This window comes from Thermodesulfovibrio hydrogeniphilus (assembly GCF_054657355.1).
This window is the reverse complement of sequence record NZ_BAAHYW010000001.1, coordinates 1,392,740-1,417,486: the sequence shown is the minus strand read 5'-3', so window position 1 is coordinate 1,417,486 and position 24,747 is coordinate 1,392,740. Positions and strand designations below refer to the sequence as shown.

22 protein-coding genes are annotated in these 24,747 nt (G+C 36.0%); 5 read left to right on the top strand and 17 right to left on the bottom strand.

Annotated features, from left to right (window positions below):
• The first annotated feature begins 25 nt into the window (after positions 1-25).
• From ACYQ3P_RS07120 to glpX, 3 genes are read left to right on the top strand one after another with little or no spacing between them, the layout of a single operon-like run.
• Positions 26-1,000, top strand: coding sequence for a DpnII family type II restriction endonuclease (locus tag ACYQ3P_RS07120; RefSeq protein WP_460177236.1), 975 nt, complete (start codon positions 26-28; stop codon positions 998-1,000).
• On the top strand, positions 990-1,949 hold the full coding sequence (locus ACYQ3P_RS07115; protein ID WP_460177235.1) for a DNA-methyltransferase: 960 nt from the start codon (positions 990-992) through the stop codon (positions 1,947-1,949). Before ACYQ3P_RS07120 ends, ACYQ3P_RS07115 begins: the two co-directional genes overlap by 11 nt.
• 37 nt (positions 1,950-1,986) lie before the next feature.
• Positions 1,987-2,952, top strand: coding sequence for a class II fructose-bisphosphatase (gene glpX, locus ACYQ3P_RS07110; protein ID WP_460177234.1), 966 nt, complete (start codon positions 1,987-1,989; stop codon positions 2,950-2,952).
• Positions 2,953-3,270: 318 nt separating this feature from the next.
• On the opposite strand, the gene ACYQ3P_RS07105 is transcribed toward glpX, so the two are convergent.
• Both ACYQ3P_RS07105 and ACYQ3P_RS07100 read right to left on the bottom strand, forming a co-directional pair.
• Entirely contained in the window at positions 3,271-3,663 is a 393-nt protein-coding gene (locus ACYQ3P_RS07105; RefSeq protein ID WP_460176169.1) for a transposase, read from the bottom strand.
• 25 nt (positions 3,664-3,688) lie between these two features.
• Positions 3,689-4,285 (bottom strand): IS110 family transposase, encoded by a 597-nt coding sequence (locus ACYQ3P_RS07100; protein WP_460177233.1) that lies wholly within the window; start codon positions 4,283-4,285, stop codon positions 3,689-3,691.
• Between the two features lie 656 nt (positions 4,286-4,941).
• On the opposite strand from ACYQ3P_RS07100, the gene ACYQ3P_RS07095 reads away from it, so the two are divergent.
• A complete protein-coding gene (locus ACYQ3P_RS07095; protein WP_460177232.1) occupies positions 4,942-5,760 on the top strand; it encodes an IS1634 family transposase in 819 nt (272 codons plus the stop codon).
• Here ACYQ3P_RS07095 and ACYQ3P_RS07090 read toward each other — a convergent pair.
• From ACYQ3P_RS07090 to ACYQ3P_RS07080, 3 genes are read right to left on the bottom strand one after another with little or no spacing between them, the layout of a single operon-like run.
• Positions 5,724-6,293 (bottom strand): transposase, encoded by a 570-nt coding sequence (locus ACYQ3P_RS07090; protein ID WP_460178060.1) that lies wholly within the window; start codon positions 6,291-6,293, stop codon positions 5,724-5,726. The two genes, ACYQ3P_RS07095 and ACYQ3P_RS07090, sit on opposite strands and share 37 nt — an antisense overlap.
• A gap of 7 nt (positions 6,294-6,300) precedes the next feature.
• Positions 6,301-6,573 carry a hypothetical protein gene (locus ACYQ3P_RS07085; RefSeq protein WP_460176029.1) on the bottom strand — a complete coding sequence of 91 codons (273 nt, stop codon included), beginning with the start codon at positions 6,571-6,573 and terminating at the stop codon, positions 6,301-6,303.
• Positions 6,551-6,997: a transposase gene (locus tag ACYQ3P_RS07080; protein ID WP_460177231.1), complete on the bottom strand. Its 447-nt coding sequence runs from the start codon at positions 6,995-6,997 to the stop codon at positions 6,551-6,553. Before ACYQ3P_RS07080 ends, ACYQ3P_RS07085 begins: the two co-directional genes overlap by 23 nt.
• Before the next feature lie 57 nt (positions 6,998-7,054).
• Here ACYQ3P_RS07080 and ACYQ3P_RS07075 point away from each other — a divergent pair, with 57 nt between their 5' ends.
• Entirely contained in the window at positions 7,055-7,675 is a 621-nt protein-coding gene (locus ACYQ3P_RS07075) for an IS1634 family transposase (protein ID WP_460177230.1), read from the top strand.
• 222 nt (positions 7,676-7,897) lie between these two features.
• Here the strand turns inward: ACYQ3P_RS07075 and ACYQ3P_RS07070 are convergent, their stop codons facing one another.
• From ACYQ3P_RS07070 to ACYQ3P_RS07015, 12 genes are all read right to left on the bottom strand, one after another.
• Complete coding sequence (locus ACYQ3P_RS07070; RefSeq protein ID WP_460177229.1) at positions 7,898-9,124, bottom strand: type I glyceraldehyde-3-phosphate dehydrogenase; 1,227 nt, start codon at positions 9,122-9,124, stop codon at positions 7,898-7,900.
• 19 nt (positions 9,125-9,143) lie between these two features.
• A complete protein-coding gene (locus tag ACYQ3P_RS07065; protein WP_460177228.1) occupies positions 9,144-13,241 on the bottom strand; it encodes a PEP/pyruvate-binding domain-containing protein in 4,098 nt (1,365 codons plus the stop codon).
• 293 nt (positions 13,242-13,534) lie between these two features.
• On the bottom strand, positions 13,535-13,990 hold the full coding sequence (locus tag ACYQ3P_RS07060) for a hypothetical protein (protein ID WP_460177227.1): 456 nt from the start codon (positions 13,988-13,990) through the stop codon (positions 13,535-13,537).
• Positions 13,991-14,372: 382 nt separating this feature from the next.
• The gene (locus tag ACYQ3P_RS07055; RefSeq protein ID WP_460177226.1) at positions 14,373-16,529 is read right to left on the bottom strand and encodes an ATP-binding protein; all 2,157 of its coding nucleotides are present in this window, start codon (positions 16,527-16,529) and stop codon (positions 14,373-14,375) included.
• A 120-nt stretch (positions 16,530-16,649) separates the two neighbouring features.
• Complete coding sequence (locus ACYQ3P_RS07050) at positions 16,650-16,895, bottom strand: DEAD/DEAH box helicase family protein (protein ID WP_460177225.1); 246 nt, start codon at positions 16,893-16,895, stop codon at positions 16,650-16,652.
• Positions 16,896-16,927: 32 nt separating this feature from the next.
• Positions 16,928-18,163: a methyl-accepting chemotaxis protein gene (locus ACYQ3P_RS07045; protein WP_460177224.1), complete on the bottom strand. Its 1,236-nt coding sequence runs from the start codon at positions 18,161-18,163 to the stop codon at positions 16,928-16,930.
• 14 nt (positions 18,164-18,177) lie between these two features.
• Positions 18,178-21,033, bottom strand: a complete 2,856-nt coding sequence (locus ACYQ3P_RS07040; RefSeq protein ID WP_460177223.1) for a chemotaxis protein CheA — start codon at positions 21,031-21,033, stop codon at positions 18,178-18,180.
• A gap of 3 nt (positions 21,034-21,036) precedes the next feature.
• Positions 21,037-21,405, bottom strand: a complete 369-nt coding sequence (locus ACYQ3P_RS07035; protein ID WP_460177222.1) for a response regulator — start codon at positions 21,403-21,405, stop codon at positions 21,037-21,039.
• 633 nt (positions 21,406-22,038) lie between these two features.
• The gene (locus ACYQ3P_RS07030; protein ID WP_460177221.1) at positions 22,039-22,320 is read right to left on the bottom strand and encodes a hypothetical protein; all 282 of its coding nucleotides are present in this window, start codon (positions 22,318-22,320) and stop codon (positions 22,039-22,041) included.
• Positions 22,317-22,682, bottom strand: a complete 366-nt coding sequence (locus ACYQ3P_RS07025) for a response regulator (protein WP_460177220.1) — start codon at positions 22,680-22,682, stop codon at positions 22,317-22,319. The genes ACYQ3P_RS07030 and ACYQ3P_RS07025 overlap by 4 nt, the downstream gene beginning before the upstream one ends.
• 4 nt (positions 22,683-22,686) lie before the next feature.
• On the bottom strand, positions 22,687-23,514 hold the full coding sequence (locus ACYQ3P_RS07020; protein ID WP_460177219.1) for a CheR family methyltransferase: 828 nt from the start codon (positions 23,512-23,514) through the stop codon (positions 22,687-22,689).
• Positions 23,515-23,714: 200 nt separating this feature from the next.
• Entirely contained in the window at positions 23,715-24,539 is an 825-nt protein-coding gene (locus ACYQ3P_RS07015; protein ID WP_460177218.1) for a HEAT repeat domain-containing protein, read from the bottom strand.
• Positions 24,540-24,747: the final 208 nt, after the last annotated feature.

Genomic DNA, 24,747 nt, shown 5'->3' with positions numbered 1-24,747 from the left:
ATATACTGTTTTTTAGGAAAATCTTATGAAAAATTACAAACCATCATTAGACGAAAAATTTAATACTGTCATCTCCAAGAACACTTTCTATTTCTACAATGAAGAATTTGAGGAATATCATGAGGGGCATATTTCATCTATCGCACAGAATATCTTTCTTCTCAAAAACAGAATTGAACAGGAAGGATTGAAAGAGGAAGCACTGATAAAACACATTACAGAAGTTGAAGACGGGCTTGATGCAATTTTAACTATCACAGGCTTTTCAAAAGAAAGTTTGCAGAGGCTGGTTAAATTTATCAGAGTTACAGAGGATAAAGCCCTTTCTAAGCTTGTTAATAAAGATAAATGGCTTAAAGAGGATTTTAATAGTGAGTGGAGTCTTGAAAAGATAAAATCACTTGTCAAATCTAACAGATATTTTGCTGAAGGGATTGTTAATATCTTTTTCAAAGGAGCAACCATTCCAGTTATAAAAAAGATTTTGCCATTGTTTGAGTTTAAAAAACTTGATATAACAAAATTCAGCTTTTCAGTTGAATCTCTTGTGGATACAATTATAAGATATAAAACAAAAGGTTCATACAAAGCATCTAAGGGTGGAAACCCTGAAGTTGTAATAGAAAAAATCTTAGTAAAACATAAACTGACATTTGAAAAGGGTAATTTTAGAATTCCCAAAGCTGGTAATATCCCAAGAACAATGGACTTTATAATTCCTAACAAAAAATCGCCCAAATTAATAATTGAATGTTCCTATTCGGTAACTACTGCATCAGGTATGGGAGACAAGGCAAAAACAGAGAAAACGGTTGCTGATTATTTAAAAAAGAATTATCCAGATGTTATTTTTGCTGGCTTTGTAGACGGAATTGGCTGGTATGTAAGAAGAGTTGACCTAAAACGAATGGTTGAAGCATATGATTTAGTTTTTACATTCAGCAAAGATGAACTTGCAAGGTTTGAATTGTTTCTAAAGGAAATCTTTCATGCAAAGTAAAGAGTTTTTTGAAGGGTTAATCAACCAAATAATTCAGGGTGATTGTCTGGAGATTATGAGAAGGATTCCAGACAATAGTGTGGATATAACATTTGCTGACCCTCCGTTTAATTTGAAGAAGAAATACAATAGTTACTATGACAAACATGATGTTGAAGAGTATCTGTCATGGTGCAAGGAATGGCTTTATGAGATGGTTCGGATTACAAAACCCACTGGTTCTATATTTGTGCATAATATACCAAGATGGTTAATTTACTTTGGTGCATACCTTAATGAAATAGCCATATTCCGTCATTGGATAGCATGGGATGCCATGGGCTCTCCACTGGGCAAGACACTTCTGCCAAATCACTACGGTATTTTGTATTATGTAAAATCAGATAAGTTCAAGTTTTATGATATTAGAATGTTGCATAAAAGATGCAGAAATTGCAGATACATCCTTCAGGATTATGGAGGCAAAAAGAGTCAGATGCATCAATTTGGATCTCTTGTATCGGATGTATGGACAGATATTCACAGAATAAGACATAAAAAACGTAGAGATGAACATCCATGTCAACTCCCTGTAAATCTTCTTGAAAGACTTTTACTTATGAGCACAGATGAGGGTGATATAGTTTTTGATCCATTCATAGGAACAGGTACAACCGCAATTGCAGCAAAAAGACTTGGAAGGAGATATATAGGAATAGATATTGATCCGAAGTATGTAGAAATCACAAATAAAAAGTTACAAGAAACAGAACCAATCATGATAAACGGTTGCTATATCAGTATTTTTCTTGATACGGTCATAACAATAAGAGATAAAGACTGGGATAAAATTAAAGAAGCATTTATTTTTTCTGAAGACCCAAAGGAATTAGAAAAAAAGGAACTTAAATTAAAACAATATATGCTTCATCCATTAAGATTCATGCAATCGCAACAGTTATTTTTTTAATATAAGATATCACATAAAGAACAAAAGGAGGCAAGGGATGCTTAGTAATTTAGTGCCGTCAATTTTAAAAGTATGTGAGCTTGCTGCAATTGAAGCAGCAAGACTTATGGGTAAAGGCAACAGAAAAGAAGCGGATCAGGCTGCTGTTACTGCAATGAGAAATGCCTTGAATGATTTGCCAATCAAAGGCAGAGTAGTTATCGGAGAAGGAGAAAGGGATGAAGCCCCAATGCTTTATATTGGTGAAGAGGTTGGAAATGGTAGTGGTCCTGAAGTTGATATAGCTGTTGACCCTTTAGAAGGAACAAATCTTTGTGCAACAGGAATGCCCAATGCACTTACTGTTATGGCTGTAACAGAGAGAAATGGGCTTCTTTACTGCCCCGATACTTACATGGAAAAGCTTGTCGTGCGTCCGCAAGCAAGGGGTATGGTTGACATCAGAAAGCCTGTTAAAGAAAACCTTGAAGCCCTTGCTAAGGCACTTGGAAGAGATGTAGATGATCTTGTTGTAGTAGTGCTTGACAGACCTCGGCATGAAAATCTGATTAGAGAAATCCGTGCTGCAGGTGCAAGAATTAAGCTGATATCTGACGGAGATATTACACCTGCAATTGCTGCTACAGTTGAAGGCACTGGTATTCATGCTTTAATGGGCATTGGAGGAGCGCCTGAGGGAGTTTTATCTGCAGCAGCTGTAAAAAGTCTTGGCGGTGAGATGCAGGCAAGAATAAGGTGGAGAAACGAAGAAGAAAAGAAAAGAGCTATCTCATACGGAATGGATATAAGCGAAGACAAGGTCTATACCCTTGATGACCTTGTTTCAAGCGATAATATCATCTTTGTTGCTACTGGCGTTACAAAGGGAGACCTGCTTAATGGTGTGAGATTTTTTGGAGGTGGTGCAAGAACTCACTCATTAGTCATTGATTCAAAACAAAGGCTTATAAGATTTATTGATACCATCCATATCTTTGACAGAATTGAAAGACTGAGACTATAAATAAAAATCCGGAGTGGGAAAGAGTTTGTCCCACTCCAAAATTTATTATTGGATAAAGAAAGACTAACTTAAATTGAGCAATTTTTGGTTATCGCGAGAAGTCCGAAGGTGATGCGTGGTGATCCGCCTCTTTGTCATTGCGAGGCATCCGTTAGGATGCCGAAGCAATCTTTTCTTAAAATAAGTTCTGTCGCTCTGTAGCACTGTCGTTCTATGGCACTATGACGGTGAGATTGCTTCGTCGCTATCGCTCCTCGCAATGACGGCGAAGGGAAATCTTCGCAATGACGAGAAGGAAAATCCTCGCAATGTTCCGTGTTAATTTGTCAAGTATTTTTTTCCATTCATTGCAATTTCTTCATTGTATGGTATCCCACTTTTTAAAACTCCATATACCTGTCTTATTAGTTTATGGGCTACTGCTATCAATGCCTGCATCTTGCTCTTGCCCCTTTGTATCATCCTCTCATACAATGCTTTGCATGCCTTATTATATCTCATCGCTGACATCGCTGCCATATACAATATCTTCCTTATATATGCACTCCCCTTCTTCTGTATCTTCCCCTTTTTCTTTACACTCTTGCCCGATTCATATACTCTCGGGCTTATCCCTATATAACTGCCTACTGCCTTTACTCTGTCAAAATTTTCAAAACATCCAAGCATTGATACTGCTATGCATGCTGTCCTCTTGCCAACTCCAGGCACACTCTCCGCTAACTTTATCTGTTTCTCATAACTGGCCTACCGCCAATTCTTCCAATTCCTTCTCCATCTTCTGTATTGTTTCCTCTGCATTTTTTATGAGCTCGTTAAAATTTTCTATTACTGTATCTACCATTATCGGTTCATATCTTAATGCTTCTCTTTGATTCTTTAAACAATTAAGATGTTTCTGAATCTTCGCAAGGCAAGTTAATAGTATCTTAATCTTCTGCTGGGGTTCAGTCATTGGCTTAAATAATCTTATCTCTTCGCAAATCTCCACACTCTCAGCTATCACTGCAGAGTCTATTTTGTCTGTCTTCGCTCTATTAAACTTTGCATCCGCAAGTTTCTTTGTCTGCAGCGGATTCAAAATTGCTACCTTATACCCTTGCTCATATAAGTCATGGGCTAATTTTAAATGATAAACCCCTGTATGTTCCATAACAACCAGTATATCCTCTTTACAGCAGTCAGGTAGCTCCTTTTTCAAAGCCTTATGCAACTGCTCTGCATGATTCTTTAGATTGAAAGAAGCTCTTTTACCTTTACCTCTTTCCCTAATTGTTACTGCTATGGTATCCTTTGCCACATCTACTCCAACTATGAACTTCTCTTTTGTCATTTCTCTTCCTCCATTTGATTTTTTTGTTTTTCTTCCCTTATCCTATCATCGTGGGAACTCATTCAGGCTGTCTGAGCCTAATGTTCCGTTCAGGCTTAAGGGAAGGGAGAAGGTGGTGGACAACATTGCGAACGGTCTTTAAGACCTATGACAAATCCTCCTTGCCCACCTTCTTTCTTCCTTTTATTTTAACTTATCCCTGTTTAGTGTCCATATATTTATCATACGATGACAAAGGGGGAGGGCATTGCCAGGCTGCCGTTTATTTTATCCGTCATTGCGAGCCTGCTCGTTTAATTTTCCGTCATTGCGAGCACCGAAGGTGCGTGGCAATCTCGTCTTTTGCCTTTTACGTCTCACGTCTTACGTTATTACATCATATTAGAGACTGCTTCGCCAAATCGAGTGGCTCGCAGTGACGAATTGTTGGATTTCTACGCTGTCGCTCTGTAGCACTGTCGCTCTCTGGCACTATGACACCCAACTTCATCAATTTTCAACCTTTAAAGATATCAAAAGCTTTATAATTCAATAAGTTATATCTTTTTTCATTCAATTTTGTAGTCTAATCTAATTTTATTATTTTTGCTTATTTATTCCCTTAAATATTGACTTTTTGTCTAATTTTTGTATACTAATATAAAAAGGAGGTAACTATGTTTGTAAAAGAATCTTGGTCAACAAAAAAAGGTAAAAAATACAAAACCTACGAAATATCTAAAGCTTACAGAGACAAAAAAACTAAAAAGGTTAGGCATGAAAAAATTGCCAATATCACTCACTTAGGTGAGCCTCTTATTTCCAAAATAAGGCAACTGCTTAAGTCACCTGAGAAAAAGGTTGTAGTGGACAAAGACAAGTTTTTTGAGGATGCAACTTCAGTAGGGCATATACTGTTACTGTTAGGATTTATGATGAAGATAGGATTTCTGGGATGGTTAAGGCATTTTCCAAAGAAGGTAAGAGATTTGCTTTTGGCAGTAGTGCTTAACAGGATAATAGAGCCAAGGAGTAAGTATGCATCAGTGGGATGGATACGAAGAAGTGGTTTTATGGAACTGTTTGATTTAAAGGAAGAGGATATGCATGTAAATGAGATATACAGGGCAATGGACAAGTTGTATGAGAAGATGGATAATGTGTTAGATGATTTTTATAAGACGGGAGCACAAGGGACAAAGTTGTTGCTTTATGATATTACCTCAGTATACTTTGAGGGTCAAGGACCTCTGGGGCTTGCAAGATATGGATACTCAAGGGATGGGAAGCCCGATAAAAAGCAAGTATTGTTGTGTTTATGTTTGAACGAGAATAAATTTCCAGTGCATTTTGATGTTATAGAAGGCAACATATCAGATAAGGAGACAGTAAAGGGACTAATAAGTCAGTTAAAGAAGAGATACGACATCAAGGAGGCAGTATTTATAGGAGACAGTTGTCAAGAATTTTGTGTCTCATGCGCAAATCTCATCTGAAACATTTGTTGAAGTTCATACAATACCCCACGAGATACAGCCATCGGTTTGCTCCATCTGCCTTTTCTTATTTTATCTACTATCACATATATAGCCACTGATGCAGTTTTCTCAGATTGAAAATATCCTCCAGAGTTTACCCTTAAGACTTCCAGCCTGCTATTTATATTCTCTACCGCATTCGTTGTATATATGTGCTTTCTTATCTCTTCTGGATATTTCTTGTAACAAAAATAATTCTCCTTCTTGCTATTTAGCATCTTTATATAGGCAGGATATTTCTTTTCAAATCTCTTTAGCACATCTTCAAATTCCCTGACAGTATCCTCATAATCGCCTATGTGTTTTATTCTGTTAATCTCTTCACTAAACTGCCTTGCATCAGCCTTTGACATATTTTTGTAAATATTTCTTTGCATATGAACAAGGCAAAGTTGATGGTCAGTTTGAGGAAATAAGGTCTTTACAGCCTCACTAAGCCCTGGAAAATCATCAGAGACAATTATCATTACTCTCCTCAATCCCCTGCTAATCAGATTGTTAAATATCTTGAGCCAATCTCCTTTGTTTTCTGAGCCAATAAAAACATAATACCCATAACAAATCTTTCTTCATCTGCATATCTATCCCTAAAACCGTATAGATGACTGCTTTACGAATTCTTCTGCTTTCATCCTTCATCTCTGTATGATATGCATCACAAAATAGGGCAAAACAATCAGAAGGCAGTTCTCGGCTTACTAATTCTTTTGCTTTACTGTATAACTCCTCTTTTAACTCCTCTATTTGCTCAGGAGAATATGGAAGATTCATGCTTTTCTGGAAGACTTTTGATTTTTGATGGAGAATAACTCTGCAGAATCAGATTTAGGATGAAATCCTCAAAATCTTTGTCAAATCTTTTCCAATGAGGTGGTAGCACTGCGGAGCGAAATCTTCCCTGTCTGTCTCTTGGCACTGACAAATTTAAATTTCCAAACATACATCCGAGCTGTCTTTGATAAAACCCATTTGATTTGTTGTCAGAGTCTGCCTCTACAAAAAAATCTCTTTCTTTCTTCATCAATAAATTAAAAAGCATCTCAGCTAAAACTTTAATGCTTTCCTGAGGTGGCATCTCTGCAATTTCTTTAATAAAATTTTCAAGCCCAAACTGCCTTATCACTTCCCATTCCTCCTTTTTTAAGGTTATTCCATAAATTGTTTTTTTTGTGCTATTATTCTTTTTAGTTCCCATTTTCCTCTAATCCAAAAAATATCTGCACAATAGACACAATTTTATTATAACCTCCCATTGGAAAAAGTAAGGCAGATGGTAGAAAGAGGAAAGCTAAGAGACAGGGAGAAAATACTGAGGAGGGCGCAGAGGAAACTGACAAAAAGTGGAGCTGAGAATTATTATGATTTCAGATACGAAGAAGGCAGATTTCAGATAATAGCAAAGCAAGAAGCTATAAAGAAGGCATATGATATGTGTGGGAAGTATATTTTGCAGACGACATTAATAAAGGAAGAAGATGAAGAGATAGAGAGGCAGTATAAGGAATTACAGACAGTGGAGGATGCATTCAAGCAGTTAAAGGATTTTGTAGAGATAAGACCGATATATCATTATAAAGACAGGAGAGTAAGGACGCATATATTTTTATGTGTGGTAGCCCAGACAGTGTTAAACAGGCTAATGGATGAGTTGAAGGAGAAAGGATGGTTAAGGGAGAGCAAAGAAAACAGTCTGAAGAAGTGTTTGGACAAATTTTATGAGATAGGGATAGGAGGTTTTGAGATAGAGGGGGAGAAAATAAGGATTATGAGCAAAGCTAAGGAGGAACATAAAAAGATACTTAGAATATTGGGAGTAGGGAATAAGATTTTCAGAACTTACGAAAGTGCGAGAGAATTTTGTAGGCTAATCTAAAAATTATAACTCATTGATTTTAAAATTTTTTTATTCAAAAGTTGATGAAGTGGGGTGACGGGGAGATTGCTTCCTCCTCGCTTCGCTCGGAGTCGCAATGACGGGGCGGAAAGTCATCGCAATGACGACAAGAAGGACGCCTGTCGCGAGCCAAAGGCATAGCGACCAATCGCAATGACAAAAAAGCTTTAATAAAATTTAAGAATCGTAAAAATTAGGGATCTAATAAACATCCTTTGAAACTTTAACTGTAAGGTCGCCGAGCATGTTTGTGTAACTTCCAAGCTCATTGTCATACCATCCGTATATTACAGCCTGTGTAACAGGAATTTGTAATTTGTCCACAGAGGGTGCTCCAATGGAGCAAACTTTTGAAATATCAAGTGTAATCATAGCTGTTCTTGTGTGCGTCTCGCTTCCTTCAATGATTGCAGCAGGTCCGAAAAATCCTATTATGTCTGTGGATACTTTCTGGTCCTCAGTAAAGAGCAAATAACCTCTTGTTTCCCTTTCTGATGCTTCTTTGTAGATTTTGTTTATAAGGTCATTGGTGATTATGTTGTTTTCATCATCCCTAAATGCGACAACAAGAATTATTAGCGAGCCTGTTACAACAGGAACTCTTACAGACTGGGCAATAAAGCCTATATTTTTCATCTCAGGCAAAACCAATGCAAGCGTTTTTGCTGCTCCTGTGCTTGTAAGTATTATGTTATTCATAGCAGAACGTATTTTTCTTAAATCCTTTGCCTCAGTCTTTGGCACTCTGTCCAAAACCTGCTGGGATGCTGTCACTGCATGAACAGTTGCCATTGATAAACTCAGTATTTTCTCTGCTCCAAAATAATCAAGCAAAGGTTTTATCATGTGCGCAAGACATGTGGTTGTGCAGGATGCACCAGAGATGATAAAGTGTTTTTTGCTGTCATACATCTCTTCATTTATGCCCATGATAACTGTCACAGCATCATCGGGAATTTCAAGAGTTTTATCTTTTATTTTAAATGGAGCACTCACCAATACCTTGTATGCACCACTTTCAAGATGGCCTCTTACAGAGCCTTCCTTTGAATCTACTGGAAGTGTTGGGTCAAGAAATTTTCCTGTAGTGTCAACTACAAGTCTAACTCCGTGTTTTTCCCATCCAATGTCTTTTGGATTTCTGCTTTCCATAAGAAACTTTATAGGAATTCCATCAATCACCATTGTGGAGTTCGCCTCATCAATCTTTTCTATTACACTTTTTGATTTATAACCGTAAAGATAATTGTGAAGTCTACCATATGTGGAGTCATGCTCAATGTAAAAAGCCAAATCATTTAAAGATTTTCCAACTTTTCTGCCAAGATTGACCACGAGCCTTGAAAAATGTTTTCTTCCTATATGATGCCACAGGGTAAGCTTTCCAATCCTTCCCAGTCCATTAATTCCTAATACTGTTTCTCCCATTTTCAAACCTCCCTTTCATTTAAAAATAATCTGTTGAAATATAGATTTTTTGGGTTTCGTGTTTGCCTAAAAAAACCATCCCGCTTCTGCCATCAATGCTGATGTAATCTCCCTTTTTCAAAACCCTTTTTCCTATTTTACACTTTTTTTCGTTCTGATACACCACCATTTTTGAAAAACCTACTACACATGTTTTGCCAAGTTTTGTAGCAATTATTGATGCATGGGAAGTTGAGCCACCTCTGGCAGTCAGGATTCCGTCAGCATTTGCAATATGAACAATATCATCTGGCACAGTGTCTGCTCTTAAGAGAATTAAAGGAGTATCAGGTTCAATGGATTTAAAGTTTTTGATATCCTCCACATCAAAAACTATTTTTCCAGAAAGAGCACCACCGCTTACACCAATTCCTGTGCCAAGCTTGTTTGCATTCAAAGCAGGAGTTGGTATAAACACTGTTACTATTTCGCCCTTTGAATAGCTCATCTCCCTTGTCTGAAGGATGTAAAGGTCTTTTTTACCTCTTCCTTCAAAGGTAAATTCAATCTCCTGATGCTCCCATTTTTCCTTGTAAATCAGTTTTTCAGCTATTTCATAAAGCATTTCATATATTTCTGGGAAAGCTTCTTCTAAGGATTTGTCAGTCTCTCTTCCTTCGTAAATTTTCTGCTCAACTGAGATAGGAAAAGTTTTTACAAGTCCAGAAACAATATCCTCACCCTGCGCTCCTGTTGTGTAATCACCCCAAAGCACGAGTCTGTCAGATGCTTCCTTCGGATTTCTTGTAAAAACCACACCTGAGCCTGAATTGGTATCAATATTGCCAAAAACCATTTTTTGCACGACAACCGCTGTTCCCCAGTCTTCTGATATGCCAAGCAGTTCCCTATAAGCCTTAGCCTTTACAGAATTCCACGAATTTAACACTTGATTAACAGCGATTAGAAGTTGTTTCCAGGGGTCATCTTCAACTTTTATTCCAAGCGATAATATGAACTCCTTGTAAGCCAGAGCAACTTCTTTCATCTGCAAAGGTGAAAACTGGATTTTTAGTTCAACTTTATGCTTTTTTTTGTAAAAGTTCATAATATTGTCAAATTCATCTCTGTCTATGCCGAATGACATTCCCCAGCATTGCAAAAATCTTCGGTAGCTGTCCCATACAAACCACGGCTTTCCGGTTTGATTGATTAGTCCTTCTGCAATTTCCTCGTTTATTCCAACATTTAAGAATGAATTCATCATTCCCGGCATTGATATAGCTCCACCGCTTCTTACAGATACAAGAAGAGGATTAGAAGGCTCACCGAATTTGCTTTTTGCCAGAGGTTCAAGCCTTTTTATAGCTTCCCTTAATTCCTTTTCAAAATGTTCCCTTGCAGGAGCAAAGTCTGTAATAACTTCTTTACATCTGAAAACTTCTGTTGTAATAATAAATCCCGGGGGGACTAATATTTCCTTGCTGGCGAGTTTTACTAAATTATGTCCCTTGTTACCGAGATGGATTCGGTCATTTATTTCTTTTTTTGGCGTGTAAATATCGCAGAGTATTTTTTTAGGATCATAGGTCATTAGTAAATCAAGTTCCCTGTATTGAAGCCTCTCTGCTTGATTGTATGCGGTCTTTATTATTCTGCCGATAAGTCTGTCCAACTGATTCAGTCCCGGATACTGCATAACAGCGTCCCTGAGGAATTTTTCTGACATTGCACTGATAAATTCAAATTTTTCAATTTCCTCTCTCTCAGAAATTCCGTAGATTTTTGAGATAACTTTTTTTAGCCATTTTTTATATGGTGCTGTACAATATGTGTTTACTATATCACTGACTGATTCTGAAAGATTTCTGAATATATCCATATACTGTGAGAATGTGAATCTTCGGATTTCTAATGCAACTGTAAGCATGTCAAGGGTATGAATGAATTTCTGAGAAGACAAACCATTTAATTCAATAATTCGCATGAATAGTCTAAGATATTTTTCTATCCTGAAAAGCGTAGCCCTTGTAATAAAATCCGTATCAATAGACTGTTCAATTTCATCCAACAATCCATTTAGTATGTTTTCAAGTCTTAAATATACAGAAAGGGCATTAAACTTTCTCTCGCTGTATCTTCCATAAACAGACGGTATACCTGCAGCAATATGTCTTTTATGGGCTATGTCTTCAAAAACCTCGTATTTTTCTGGAGAGAGAATAATATTCTTTAATTCTTCAAGATATATTACAAGAGCCTGAATTTTATTGAAAAGCGAATCGTGCTTAAGAACTTCATTTAAATAAGAACCATCTGGCAAACCCAAAAAAAGGGTTTCCTTAAGGAAGTTCTCCAACTCGCAGTAGTCAATTTTATATTTTCTGTAAAGTAGTTGATATAGTCTGATTGCAAGAACCGCTTTAATTTTGTGCTCGTAGGGAAAATTGTATTGATTTAATTTTGTGTTTACAGAATCCACCTGACTCATGAGAAGATTTTCAAGGGAGCCAAAATCTTTTATCAATTCATGAAATAGTCTTCCCATTTCAGAGAAATGCTCTTTTTCATATTGAAGTGCTTCTATTATGTCTGAAGGTGCGTATTTTTTTAGCTCTGAAACATTTCCAGTCATCCAGAAATTAATTGTTTCTTTGAGCAAATCAAGTATTAAGGGACTGCTTTCTACATGCACCTGCTTTCTGATGAAGTGTATAAGAGGGTCTTTTCTTTTAAAGATTTCGTCCACTTCAGTTGAGACAGTTCTGAGCTGTCCTTCTGCATTGATTTCATTGTAATAAACTGGAAGGTTTCTCAATATTGGTTTGGTTAAATAAAATACTGGCAAGATTTTGGAATTCAGAAGTTTTGTGATTTCCCTCTGGAAAAAGTCAGTATCCTTTATATGAACTCCTCCAAAAAACAAATATAAGCTCAGGGCTGATATCAGGTCTTTAGATAAAACAGGTTTTTTTGAAATAAGATTAAACCAAAGTCTCAGATTCCTTATATGATTCCTGTTATCACCAATTTCAAACTCGTCAGTGAAACCTTTTATCTGTGGAGTATGAAACCCGATAGAAATTAAAGATTCTATATAAAAGTTTATAAGCTCCTTATCGCCTGATGTATAGACAGCTTCTCCGATTTCTTCAAGCGAAAATAATACAGCATCAGGCAGGACAAAAAAGAAGCAATCTAATTTTATAAATATCTTATCAAGCAGTTCCAGAGTTTTCTTTGTTGACAAAGCTACAAGGGCAGGAAAAGTATTTTTGATATTTTTGCCTATTTCCCTTATTGCAAAATCGTATAATTCCGCAAGAACTTCGTTTTCTGTAATCCAGAAAAAATAGTATATTCTATTTTGCAAATCTATCAAATCATTGGAGGAGACGATAAATTTTCTATGGAGCTCACGAAATATATTGTAAAGCTCCATTCCTGCGGGAATTGTCACGAGTTCCCTCAAATCGTCTGCTGTCTGTATTTTTTTATTGTATGCATCAAATTCCTCGTAAAGTGAGTTGAATGTTTTTTCTACAAATAGATAGCCCTGCGGAAATATCTCTTTGTAGTAGGCAAGGGGATTTTTGATTGAGGATAAGGTATTATAAAGAGCTTGCAGATAAATTTTATAAAGTCTCGTAAAATTAAGAAGATTTTCCTCTTGGATAAACTGCATTTTAACAATTGTCTTCCCTATAACTCTTAAGCTATCAAGTTTTGGCAAGTAGTCATTTAAATCAAGCGAAAGGAGATATTCAAAGATATCCGATGCAATGGATAGAAATTTTTGATTCTCCGCTGAATTACACTCTTCTATTAACTTCAGCGTCATTCTCAAAAGAGACCTCAAAGAGCTTTCAAGGATTTTTTTATTGTCAAGGCATTCAATCAGATAGCTAAACAAAATTTTTGCAGCCTCAAAGCCCTCAGGATGTTTGAAGTAATAAGTGAAATATTTTATGAAGTGGTTTTCAACCTCGTAAGGAATGCGATGATTAAGAGTTGACCTTTGTATTTCTTTAAACAAGTTTTCCACATTGCTTAGGATTCCCGGGTAAGATGAAAAAATCTTGACAATTTTAGCTTGCTTTTCCGAATTGCTTAAATTTTTTAAATCCTCAAAAATCATGGAACTATTTCATTATATCAAACTTTCTTCTCAACCTTCTATATTTGGCTCGTGCCGAAAATGCGATATATCCTCATCACTGCGAACCCCCTGTTGCGAGCGATAACGTGGAGATTTCAGAGATTGCTTCGGCAGAGCTTTGGTCTGCCTTGCAATGACCCACACGCCTTGTCATTGCGACTCCGAGCGAAGCGAGGAGGAAGCAATCTCGCCTTTTTCATGCCCTACATCGTCACTGCGAGCCACTCGATGTGGCGAAGCAGTCTCTGATTAGTGATTGGTGATTGGTAATTTTATTTTACAAAAATGTTGAGAACAGCAATCAATATAGCAATAAATGAAAACCCAGCAACAGTAAGCCACTGTTGAAAAGACAACCTTTTTTCCAAAGCTTCAAACCGAGTATTCATAGCTTCAAACCGAGTATTCATCTCTTTGTATAAAGCTTCAAACCGAGTATTCATCTCTCTCTGTAGAGCTTCAAAGCGAGCATTTATAGCTTCAAACCGAGCATTTATAGCTTCAAACCGAGCATTCATCTCTGAGTAAAGTCTTTCATGTCTTTCTGCCTCAAGAAGCCTTAAGCTTTTCAACTCTTCTTCCACTCTGACAATTCGTTCAACAAGAGCAATTTCCTTAAGTTTTATTTCCCTTTCAGAAACATATTGTTCAATATACTCAGGCAGATAATTCTTCAGAAACTCATCCATTAATTTTTCAATTGTTTCTTTATCAAATGTGGTTTGCATGGTTAATTATTTCATAATAAATTGATATTTGTCAATGAAGTTGGTGAATGGTGATTAGTGCATGGTGCATGGTGAACACCCGCCTCGTCATTGCGAAGACTTTCCTTCTTGTCATTGCGAGGGACGAAGTCCCGAAGCAATCTCGTCTTTTTTCTTCGGACAATGGAGAGATTGCCACGCCTCACCTTCGGTGAGGCTCGCAATGAAGGAAAAAAACGGCAGGCTCGCAATGACCCACCCGCCTCGTCATTGCAAGGTGCGTTAGCACCGAAGCAATCTCGCCTTTCTATATGCAACGAAAAAGAGGTCACCTCGGCATCCTGACGGCTGCCTCGCAATGACTGTGTAGTATGTCACCGTGAGGAGCGTTATGTCGCAAATGTTAATCCAATACAGTTCTTAGTTTCTGTGCAAGTTCCTGAAGAGTGAAAGGTTTTTTAAGCAGATATAATTCTCCAACATGAAGGTTTAACTGCTCCTGTGAATAGCCCGACATGTATAAAACTTTGGCTCTTGGTGAAATCTTTCTTATTGCCTTGACTAATTCAACTCCGCTCATCTTTGGCATCACCACATCTGTAAGTATTATGTCTATCTCATTTGCTTTTTCTTTAAATATGGAGAGAGCCTCTTCAGCATCCTTTGCCTCATAAACTTTGTATCCAAGATTTCTTAGCATCTCTGAAGTCACTATTCTTGTCTCGTTGTTGTCTTCAACAACAAACACTGTTTCTTTTCCTTTTGGTATTTCCTGCGCATTATGCAAAGATTTTAGTTTTTCTGATTGTCCTTCAGTCAATGGCAGATATATTTTAAACGTTGTCCCTTTACCCTCTTCGCTGTAAACCCAGATATTTCCATTATGCTGTTTTACTATGCCATATACAGTTGCAAGACCTAATCCAGTGCCTCCTTGTTTTGTTGTAAAGAATGGCTCAAAACACTTCTCCATTACTTCCTTTGACATTCCAACTCCTGTGTCTGATACTTCAATTAAAGCATAATTGCCAGTTTTAGCTCCTATGTGCGCGCTTACATATTCATCTGTAAGGGTTACCGCTGAGGTTTTAATTGTAAGCTTGCCTCCATTTGGCATCGCATCCCTTGCATTTACAGCAAGATTCATGATTACCTGTTCAATCTGTGAGATGTCGCACTTGACTGCTAAAGGCTCACCGTATAGGTCAAAATGTAGCTCAATGTCCTCACCCATAAGCCTTTCAATCATCCGCTTAAGTTCCGCGATTACTTCGTTTATATTTACTATTCTTAGCTCAAAATCCTGTTTTCTACTGAATGCAAGTATTTTTCTTGTGAGAGCTGCTGCTTTGTCAGAGGCTTCAATTATTGCTTCAATTCTTGTCCTCAGGGGGTCATCGTCATGCATTTTCATAAGTGCAAGTTGCGCATTTCCTCTAATGGCAACGAGAATGTTGTTAAAGTCATGGGCTATTCCACCTGCGAGTCTTCCAATTGCCTCAAGCTTTTGAAGCTGATTAATCTGCCTTTGAAGTTCTGCTTTTTCCTCTTCTGCTTTTATCACATCTGTTATATCAATGGCTATCTCAAATCTAGCTGGTCTTTCATCTGTCCATGTTATAATTCTGTCAATTATTTCATAATATCGCTTTAAAATTGGATTGTAATATGTCCATTTGTAAGGCTTGCCTGCAAGTTTAAGTATTATTTCATTTGTGCAGAATTCACATGGCTGGTCTTTGCCCTGAAGCTCCACATAACATAGTTTGCCTACCAAATCCTTGCCAAAAAGCTCTTTTGTATACTTATTGGCATATAAAATCTCATGGGTAAAGGGATCAGAGATGTATATGATAGAGTCTATGCTGTCAAATATTGAAAGAAGTTGATTTCTTTCATTCTCTAAAGCCTCTAATGCTCTCTTTTCCTTTGTAATATCAACTACAACAGAAAATAATCCTTCTTCAATATTTTCTTTGTCAAGAGGTTTTGTAAATAGCTTTACCCAAATTTTTCTTCCATCTTTTCTGAGCCACTCAATCTCATGGTCAATAAATCCTTTTTCAAAAAGCTGTTTAAGACGTTCCTCGCCAACTCCTTCATAGTGTTTTCTTTCCTTGTAGAAAATACTTGTATTCTTCCCTCTTATCTCTTCAGCTGAGTATCCTACCATGTTTAAAAAAGCCTCGTTGAAGTCTAATATATCTCTATCTATTGTATGGACTAAAACTCCAACGATCATGTTGTTGTATATTCTTTGTAGCTTCTGCGAAGTTTCATACAATTCTGAAAATGTATCATGAACAACCTCTAAATTATGAAAAATTCTTTGAAGCCTTGCTGTGGAGAAGTCTTCTTTTAAAATATCTTCCGGTGAGAAATGATAAAAGTTATGGTAAAACCTGCCTTGTCTTAAAATAAAGGGATGAAGTCTTAAAGCTATGTTAAGAAAATCCTTATCTGAGCTTGAAAAGCTATAACCACAGATTACACTAATCGGATAGGCTCTTACTAATTCTTCTACAGTCAAGAAGCAATCAATAATGTCCTTTTCATTCACAAAAATAAATCTTGTATCAATGAATACTCTAACAGGAAAAGTGTTTTCTCTATTTTCTAAGTAGTTTTTTATCTCATTGGATATGACATTAAAGTCTACTTTTTTGTCTTTTTTTAAAATCTACTCAATCCTGAAAATCTTAATCCGCCCACTCTCTTTTGAAAGCCTTTTTTTCAATTCATTATCACAATAAGCATCAGTAAAGATAAGGATATCTTCACCAAAGTCTTCTGAAATTAAGTTTGTCAAAAGCTCATAAAACTCTTCTTCATCGTCATAAACAAAGCCAATATTCATTGAAGGCTTAATACTGCGAAGTATGTCATTTAAGGTTTTTAATCTTGATATTTTAGATGATATATTCACAGTCAATCCTTCTTAATTAATATTAATTAAAATCAATCAAAGAAAACAACATCTTCTTCCTTTTTTGCTTCCTTTTTAAGCTTAAGCAGGGTTTGTCTTGCAATTTCTCTTTCCTTATTCATTGTAAAGTTGTTTTCAAGCTCTTGAAGTATATCTTTTTTTATCTCCTGCATCTCTCCCTCCTCAAGCAAATGCTTTATGTCTAAAGAATCTATTTCACTGCCTACTGTTTCAATGATTTTGTTTACATGCTCAAGCATTTGCTTTGTTATGTCCTGAAACTGAAGATTGACAATGATTTGATTAATGTTTTCATATAAGATTTCGTTTTCTTGAATTAACTTAGAAGATTTATCTATAATCTTTTCAAACAAAGACAATGTTTTTAAAACAGGGATAAAATTTCTTAAATTTTCTTCTGCCAAATCTATATCTTTCTCAAAAATTCCTACTATTTTTTCTATGCTTTCAATCTGTTTTGAGATGTCGCCAATCAGTTTTTGAGCATTCTTTGAAAGGGCTTCTGCATTAACAGCAAGCTTGCCAAATTCTGATGCTACAACAACAAAGCCTCTTCCATGCTCGCCTGCCCTTACTGCCTCAATTGTAGCATTAATTGAAAGCATGTTCATCTGTTCATACATATCTGATGTCTGCCTTAAGGTTTTTATGATTTCGTTTATCATGCCTTTAAGAGGCTGGAAGTTTTTAAGAAAGCTTTCTATATCTATTTCACTCTCCATTTGGGAAACAAGATTTAAATACTCTTTTTTTACTTCTTCAATGATTTTAGAAAGTAAAAATTCACCATTTTTAACTAATCGCTGGCATCTTTTTGTTTTTTGACATTCTTCAAAAGAGGGACATTGAGACCCCTCCACTTGAGAATTAACCAATCTATGAAGTTTAAAACTTATTTCTGCAATCAAATCCAGTAAAATTTTATTTGCAACTTCATTTGTTCTTTTGATTTCATTTAATATAATCATAAATTTATCCACTGAATCTACAACTGCCTGCTCAACGTAAACACTCACTTCTTTTATGTTTTCGTAGGCTATTTTAAGCATCTCTTTCTGTCTTACTGAAAGCTTATTTGCGTTTAAAATAAAATCTTCAAACTTTGCCTTTAAAGTTTCATACTGATTTTTTATTTCTGAGTATTTTTTTTCCTTTTCAATCACTTTTTTCTTATACCAGAAAACTACAAATACCACCGCAAAGATTAGAATTATAATTTTCGCAACTAAAATAAATGTAGAATCCATATTTTTTATTCCTCCTAAACCAATGTTTCTGGATTTAAAACAAGAACAACTCTTCCATCACCCATGATGCTAATGCCTGAGATTAAATCTAAATCCTTTAATTCTTCAGGCAATGGTTTAACTGCTATCTCCATATTTCTGTGCAATTCATCAACAATTATTCCAAACTCTCCTGAATTTGTTTTAAGTATTACAACTGGAATCTCTTTATTTAAAAGTTCTTTTTTACTAATTGTCCTCTGTCCACCATTTAAAAGAACGCTTAGTGTTTCAACAGGAACTACCTTTCCTCTCCAGTATATTCCTAATCTTTCATGAATTCTTTTAATTTTGTTTACATCAACCTTTTTGGTTTCCACTACAAATTCAATTGGAATTGCATAAAGTCTTTTCGCAGATTCAACAAATAGACTCTGAAGTATTCCTATCCTTGTTGGCAGAGTAAGTGTAATCTCTGTTCCTTTGTCTTCTTCTGAGACAACTGTAACTTTTCCACCAAGAGACTCAACTGTTGTTTTTACAACATCCATTCCAACTCCTCTGCCTGATACTTCAGTAACCTTTTCTTTTGTGCTCAATCCAGGTAGAAATATCAAACTCAAGATTTCAGGATCATCAGGAGACTTAACATCTATCCCTGAAGCCTTAGCTTTTTCATATAAGTTCTTTCTTGAAATTCCCCTTCCATCATCTATAATTTTTATAACCAGATTTGTTCCTTCCTGAAATGCCCTGAGTATCACTGTGCCTTCTTCAGGTTTTCCTTTGTTCTTTCTTTCATCTGGAGTTTCTATTCCGTGGTCACAGGCATTTCGCACAAGATGTATAAGAGGGTCAGACAGCATATCTGCTACCTTTTTATCAATCTCTGTTTCTTCGCCATCAGTAATAAAATGAATCATTTTTCCTTGTTTTCTTGCTATGTCCCGCACAACTCTATTAAACTTCTGGAAAATATGCTTTATTGGTATCATTCTTAGAGAAATTATACCTTCCTGAAGATTTCTTGATACCCTGCTCATCTGATAAAAGTTATCTTTAAAAATTCTTAACAAATGGGGGTCTATCTTGTCTTTTAACATTGAGAACAGATATTCAAAAGAATTTTTCACTACAATGAGTTCTCCAATGAAATTATTGAGCATTTCCACTTTTCTTTCATCAACTTTCATTGTCTTGACTTCTTCAACTTGCTGAACTACCTGAGGTTTAAGCTGTGAGGCAGTTTCCATAAGTTTTTGTTTCTCAAGAGCTTCTTTTATATCTTCTTCTTTAACTTTGCCTGTTTCAACTAAAATCTCACCAAGCTTTTTTTGTTTAGATATGGCTTCTTCAATGTCTTTTTCGCTTACCTTTCCCTCTTCAATTAATATTTCACCAAGTCTTTTTACTCCACCAGTTAAGATGCCTTCAATGAAAGCATCTATGTGTTTGAATATTTTTTTGAAATCCTTTATCTCCGATTTTTCAAGATGCTGAATAGCTTTTTCTGCAAGAATTGCAAGGGTATTTATTCCAATATTTTTTGAAATTGTGCTGAGGCTTTTTAATGCTCTATTAATAGTTTTTAGCTTTACTTCATCCAGTTTTTCATCAATAAGAAACAGTTTAACAATTTCTCTGAACTGCTTTGCCTGTTCTATAAAAACTGTTCCCTTGTCTTCTGAAATTGTAGGTGTGAGCACTTCTGAAGGTGCTGATGTTATTAATTTTTCAAGTCTTTCATGAATAAGAGGCAACTCCTTAGGATAACCTTCATTGGTTTTAAGATTTATGAGTATGGTTCTTAATAAATCAATGCTCTTTAAAATTGTATCTATTGTCTCCTTTGAAGGCTGCAACTTTTTATTTTTAATGGCGTCAAGAACAGATTCAAGTGTATGGACAAATTTTGCGAGTCTTGAAAGTCCTATGTAGTCAGAGTCTCCTTTAAGAGTGTGCACAACTCTTAAAATATTTTGCAGGCTTTTGGGAGAAAGTTTTTGTTCAAATTCAATTATATTTTTCTCAATTGTCTCTAAAGCTTCATTGGCATCTATTAAGAATTCTTCTATTACACTGCTGTCAATACTTTCAAAGGGTATATTTTCTTTCTTTTTCTTTTCCTTTATTTCTATTACTTCTATCAAAGATGGGTCAAAAGCTAAGTCCTTTATCTCATCTGCATTTAAATCTGTTGCAACATAAATTTCTGGCTTAAGATAAAGCTTGAAAGGTTCAAATTGATTAATTGAAGGGACTGAATCTTTGCTACCACAGGCTTTGTAGAAAGTAGAATTATTTTTAAGATTTCTAAGGAAAACCAATGGGTCAAAGCCGTTTACAAATTCTTCATCTGTATAATTTACAAGGACTTTATATGTTTTATAACCTTGTTTCTGAAAATCTTTTAGTTCTGCCTCAATTTCAGATTGAACTGAAATTGTCACTGAAGGTTGAAGCTTCGGTTCTTCTTGTATTTTTTGCTCCTGAGGCTTTTCCTCTTTTATAATGAATCCTTTAAAAGCTTCTACAAGAGATTGGTCTATTTCAGGGATTGTGCCTGATTCATAAGAATTTATCATCTCAGAAAGAGTATCAACACCTTTAAGGAGGAGGTCAACAATTTCTGGTGAAAGTTTGATTTCATCGTTTCTTATCTTATCAAGAAGTGTCTCCATGTGATGAGCAAACTCAGATATTTGATTTAGCTCAAAACCTCCTGCACTTCCTTTAATTGTATGAATTCCTCTGAAAATAGAGTTTAAAAGTTCAGAATTTTCAGGGTCTGTTTCTGCCTTTAAGAGGTCTTCTGTGACTTTCTCAAGAATTTCTCTTGATTCATTAAAAAAAGTTTTTTGTAATACTCCATGTTTATTTCCATATATCACACCTCACCCGATAATTTTTTTTACAACACTTAAAAGAACATCGGGTTTAAAGGGCTTTACAATCCATGCTTTTGCTCCAGCCTGTCTTCCTTCTTCTTTTTTTGCTTCCTGACTTTCTGTGGTAAGCATTACAATAGGCGTGAATTTATTTTTTGAATCAGCCTTAACTGCTTTTATTAACTGTATTCCATCCATATTTGGCATATTTAAGTCTGTTATTATCAAGTCAACTCTGCCAACTTTTTGAAGTTGTTCCAGAGCCTGTTTTCCATCACCTGCTTCAATAACATTGTATCCACTGTTTTTTAAAGTCATTGCAACAAGTCCTCTCATTGATCCTGCATCATCTACAATTAAGATTGTCTTTGGCATAACAGCCTCCTATGTTATTCTTTTCATTTTTTCAAGGTAGTTGAAGAATCTTCCATTCCATCTGGCAAACCTCCCTAAGGTCCACCTTTATCCCTTTAGAATCTCGCCTTTCATGGCAACCCTCTCTACGAGATTGCTTCGTCGCTGACGCTCCTCGCAATGACGGAATAATGGGAGCCTGTCGCGAGACGAAAGCTTGGCGACCATCGCAATGACACCCTTTTCTGTCATCACGAGGCTTGCAAAGCAAGCCGAAGTGATCTCTCTTTTTGTGCCCCATTCTGTCATTGCAAGTCTGCCCGTTTATTTTTTCTGTCATTGCTAACCTCCCGATTATTTTTATTCTTCATTGCGAGCCTCACTGATTTTTTTCTGTCATTGCGAGCCTCCGAAGGAGGCGTGGCAATCCCGTTCCTTGTCGCTCCCATTCTGTCATTGCCAGCAGTGCGAAGGACTGCGTGGCAATCCCGTTCCTTATTGAAAGAAAAAGACGAGATTGCTTCCTCCTCGCTTCGCTCGGAGTCGCAATGACGGCGATGGGGAAGTCCTCGCAATGACGGAAAAAGAGGGCTCACAATGACAAAAAGACACCCTCTCAATAACGGATAGGGAAGTTCTTCAATGTGTTCGTATTTAAAAAGCATTTTCAATACCATAGAGTAACTTTAATTCCCTAAGTATTGAACTCTCGTTAACAATCACCTCATATTCTGAATTTAAAATGGATAAAATCAGCTGAAAATATGCCGTATCAAGTTCTGCATCTTCTGCAATAGCAATGTTGATTTTCTTCGCTTTTTTGCCTTTGTTTAAGGCATTTTTGATTTTTTCAATATCTTCTTCAATTTCAAAAATTCTGCATTCTTCTTTGAAAATTAAATCAACTGAGCCATTTTTTTGCTTAATCTCTATCATATTTCCTCTCCCAGTAAAAGTTTTATATAGGTGATTAAAATATCTGGCTTTACGGGTTTTACAATATAGAGATTTGCACCTGCCTCATAACCCTTTCTTCTATTTATATCTTCCTGCTGTGTTGTGATTATTATTATCGGTGTTTCTTTGGAAAATTCCCTGTAGTGTTTTATAAATGTTAATCCATCCATTTTAGGCATGTTAATATCGCAAAGAATAAGGTCATATTCTTTTGTTAAAGCCTTCTCCAGTGCATCTGCTCCATCAATTGCTTCATCAACTAAAAATCCTGCAGATTTAAGTATATTGCTATGAAAGGCTCTCACTACATTTGAATCATCAACTACAAGTACTTTTTTCATCCTCTCACTCCTTTGTATATACTAAATGAGGACCAAGTTTTATCAATTTAAAGGCTGTTGTAATTCTTGAAAGCGATTCTGTTGAGCTCAAAAATATAAATCCTTTTTTGTTTAAAGCAATATAGAAATGGTCAACAACCCTTTTACGGGAAAGCTCATCAAAATATATAAGAACATTTCTGCAAAATATAAAATCAAAACCTCTGTATTTTCTTAAGGCTAAAAAATCACTTAAATTCAAATGCTCAAGTCTGACAAATCTCTTAACCTCATCCTTTACTATAAATTTTGAACCAGAATTTAAAAAGTATTTTTTTAGATAATCAGGAGGAACATCTTTTACACTTCTTGGCTCATAGATACCTTTTTCTGCTTTTTCAAGAGCTTGGGTATCAATATCAGTTCCAATTATCTCTATGTTCCATTCCTCAGGGTCAAGCATTTCATTCAAAATGATTGATAAAGTATATGGCTCCTCACCAGTTGAACAGCCTGCAGACCAGATTCTGATGTTTTCATCACCTGTTTTAATTTTATTTTCTACAACTACTGGTAAACAGTATTCTGCAAAGGCTTGCAATTGGGGAAAATCCCTGAAAAAGTATGTCTCATTTATCGTTAAAAGCTCAATAAGTTTTTGAAATTCTTGACCCTTTGGGTCTCCAAATTTTAAAAGCCTTAAATACTCTGTAGGATTGGTTATTCCAAGTTCCTGCATCCTTTTTTCTATTCTTTTTTCAACAAAATAAAGTTTGTGCTTCTCAAATTTTATTCCTGTTTTTCTGTATATTAAATCTGCAAACCTCTCAAATTCCTCTATGGTAAGCTTCACTGCTCCTCTCCTTTACCTGTCTTCGTAATTACATACCCTTAAATTCATGGCAATCTTTCTTGAGATTGCTTCCTTCTCGCCTCGCTCGGAGTCGCAATGACGGGGAGGAAGGTCATTGCGAGCCTGCCGTTTATTTTTTCCGTCATTGCGAGCCTCACCGAAGGTGAGGCGTGGCAATCCCTCTTTTCCTTCTTCGCCCCTCACTGCTCCTCTCCTCTTAATATCTCCTTGAGTTCTTCATCTACGAATGGGTCATTTAAAATTTTTGAAATCATATCTTGCACTTTAGGATTATTTTTAATCTCAGGAAACCTGTTTGCTGTCTCTTCTATAAAATCTATCAAATCCTTTGCAACAGCAGTTGAGTATTTGAGTATATTTAGTGTTTTTAAAATTGTTTCTAAATCTCCCACCTTTGCAACCATTTTTAAGAAGTCAGGCAATAAATACTCAGGTATTTCTGTATTAGAGAAATATTTAAAGATTTCTCTACAGCCTTCTTCACTTTCAAGCTCAGTAATTGACTGAATGATTGTTGACCTTAGCATTGGCTCATCTTTTTGTTTAAAAAGTTTTATAAGTTCTGGCACACTTTCTTTGTCTTGAAGTTTCCCGACATATTCAACTGCTGTGATTTGAACATTTGGATTTTCATCATAAATATAAGCTCGAACTGCAAGCTGAGCCTCAGGAGAGCCTATTAAAACAAGACTGTCAAGAATAAGCTTTCTTACTTCATGATACTGAGAATCCATTTTAGATGTTAAAAATGCTACAGCATCACTGCCCTTTGCACCAAATATCTCAACTGCAGCATTTCTTAAATACGCATCTTCTGAGCTGAATAGATTAAATATTTCTTCATAAAAAGGTTGTAAGTCAAGGTATTTTAAAGAGGTTACAATTGCTTCTCTCATTGCAATTGAGTCTTCCTTTTTAAGTATTTCAATAAGTTGTCTTATTTTTTCTTGGTCAGGCGACTCCATCATTTCGTAAATCTGCAAAAGTCTCTCTTCCTCTTTCATTTTTACCCTCCTAATACATGCACATCTAAATTGGGCAATTTTTATATAAAGCCTTCGTTAGCCTATTATTGCAACCCCTATGCTTATTTTTTCCGTCATTGCGAGCCTCCCGATTATTTTTATTCTTCATTGCGAGCCTCACTGATTTTTTATCTGTCATTGTGAGCCTCCGAAGGAGGCGTGGCAATCTCAGAGATTGCTTCGTCGC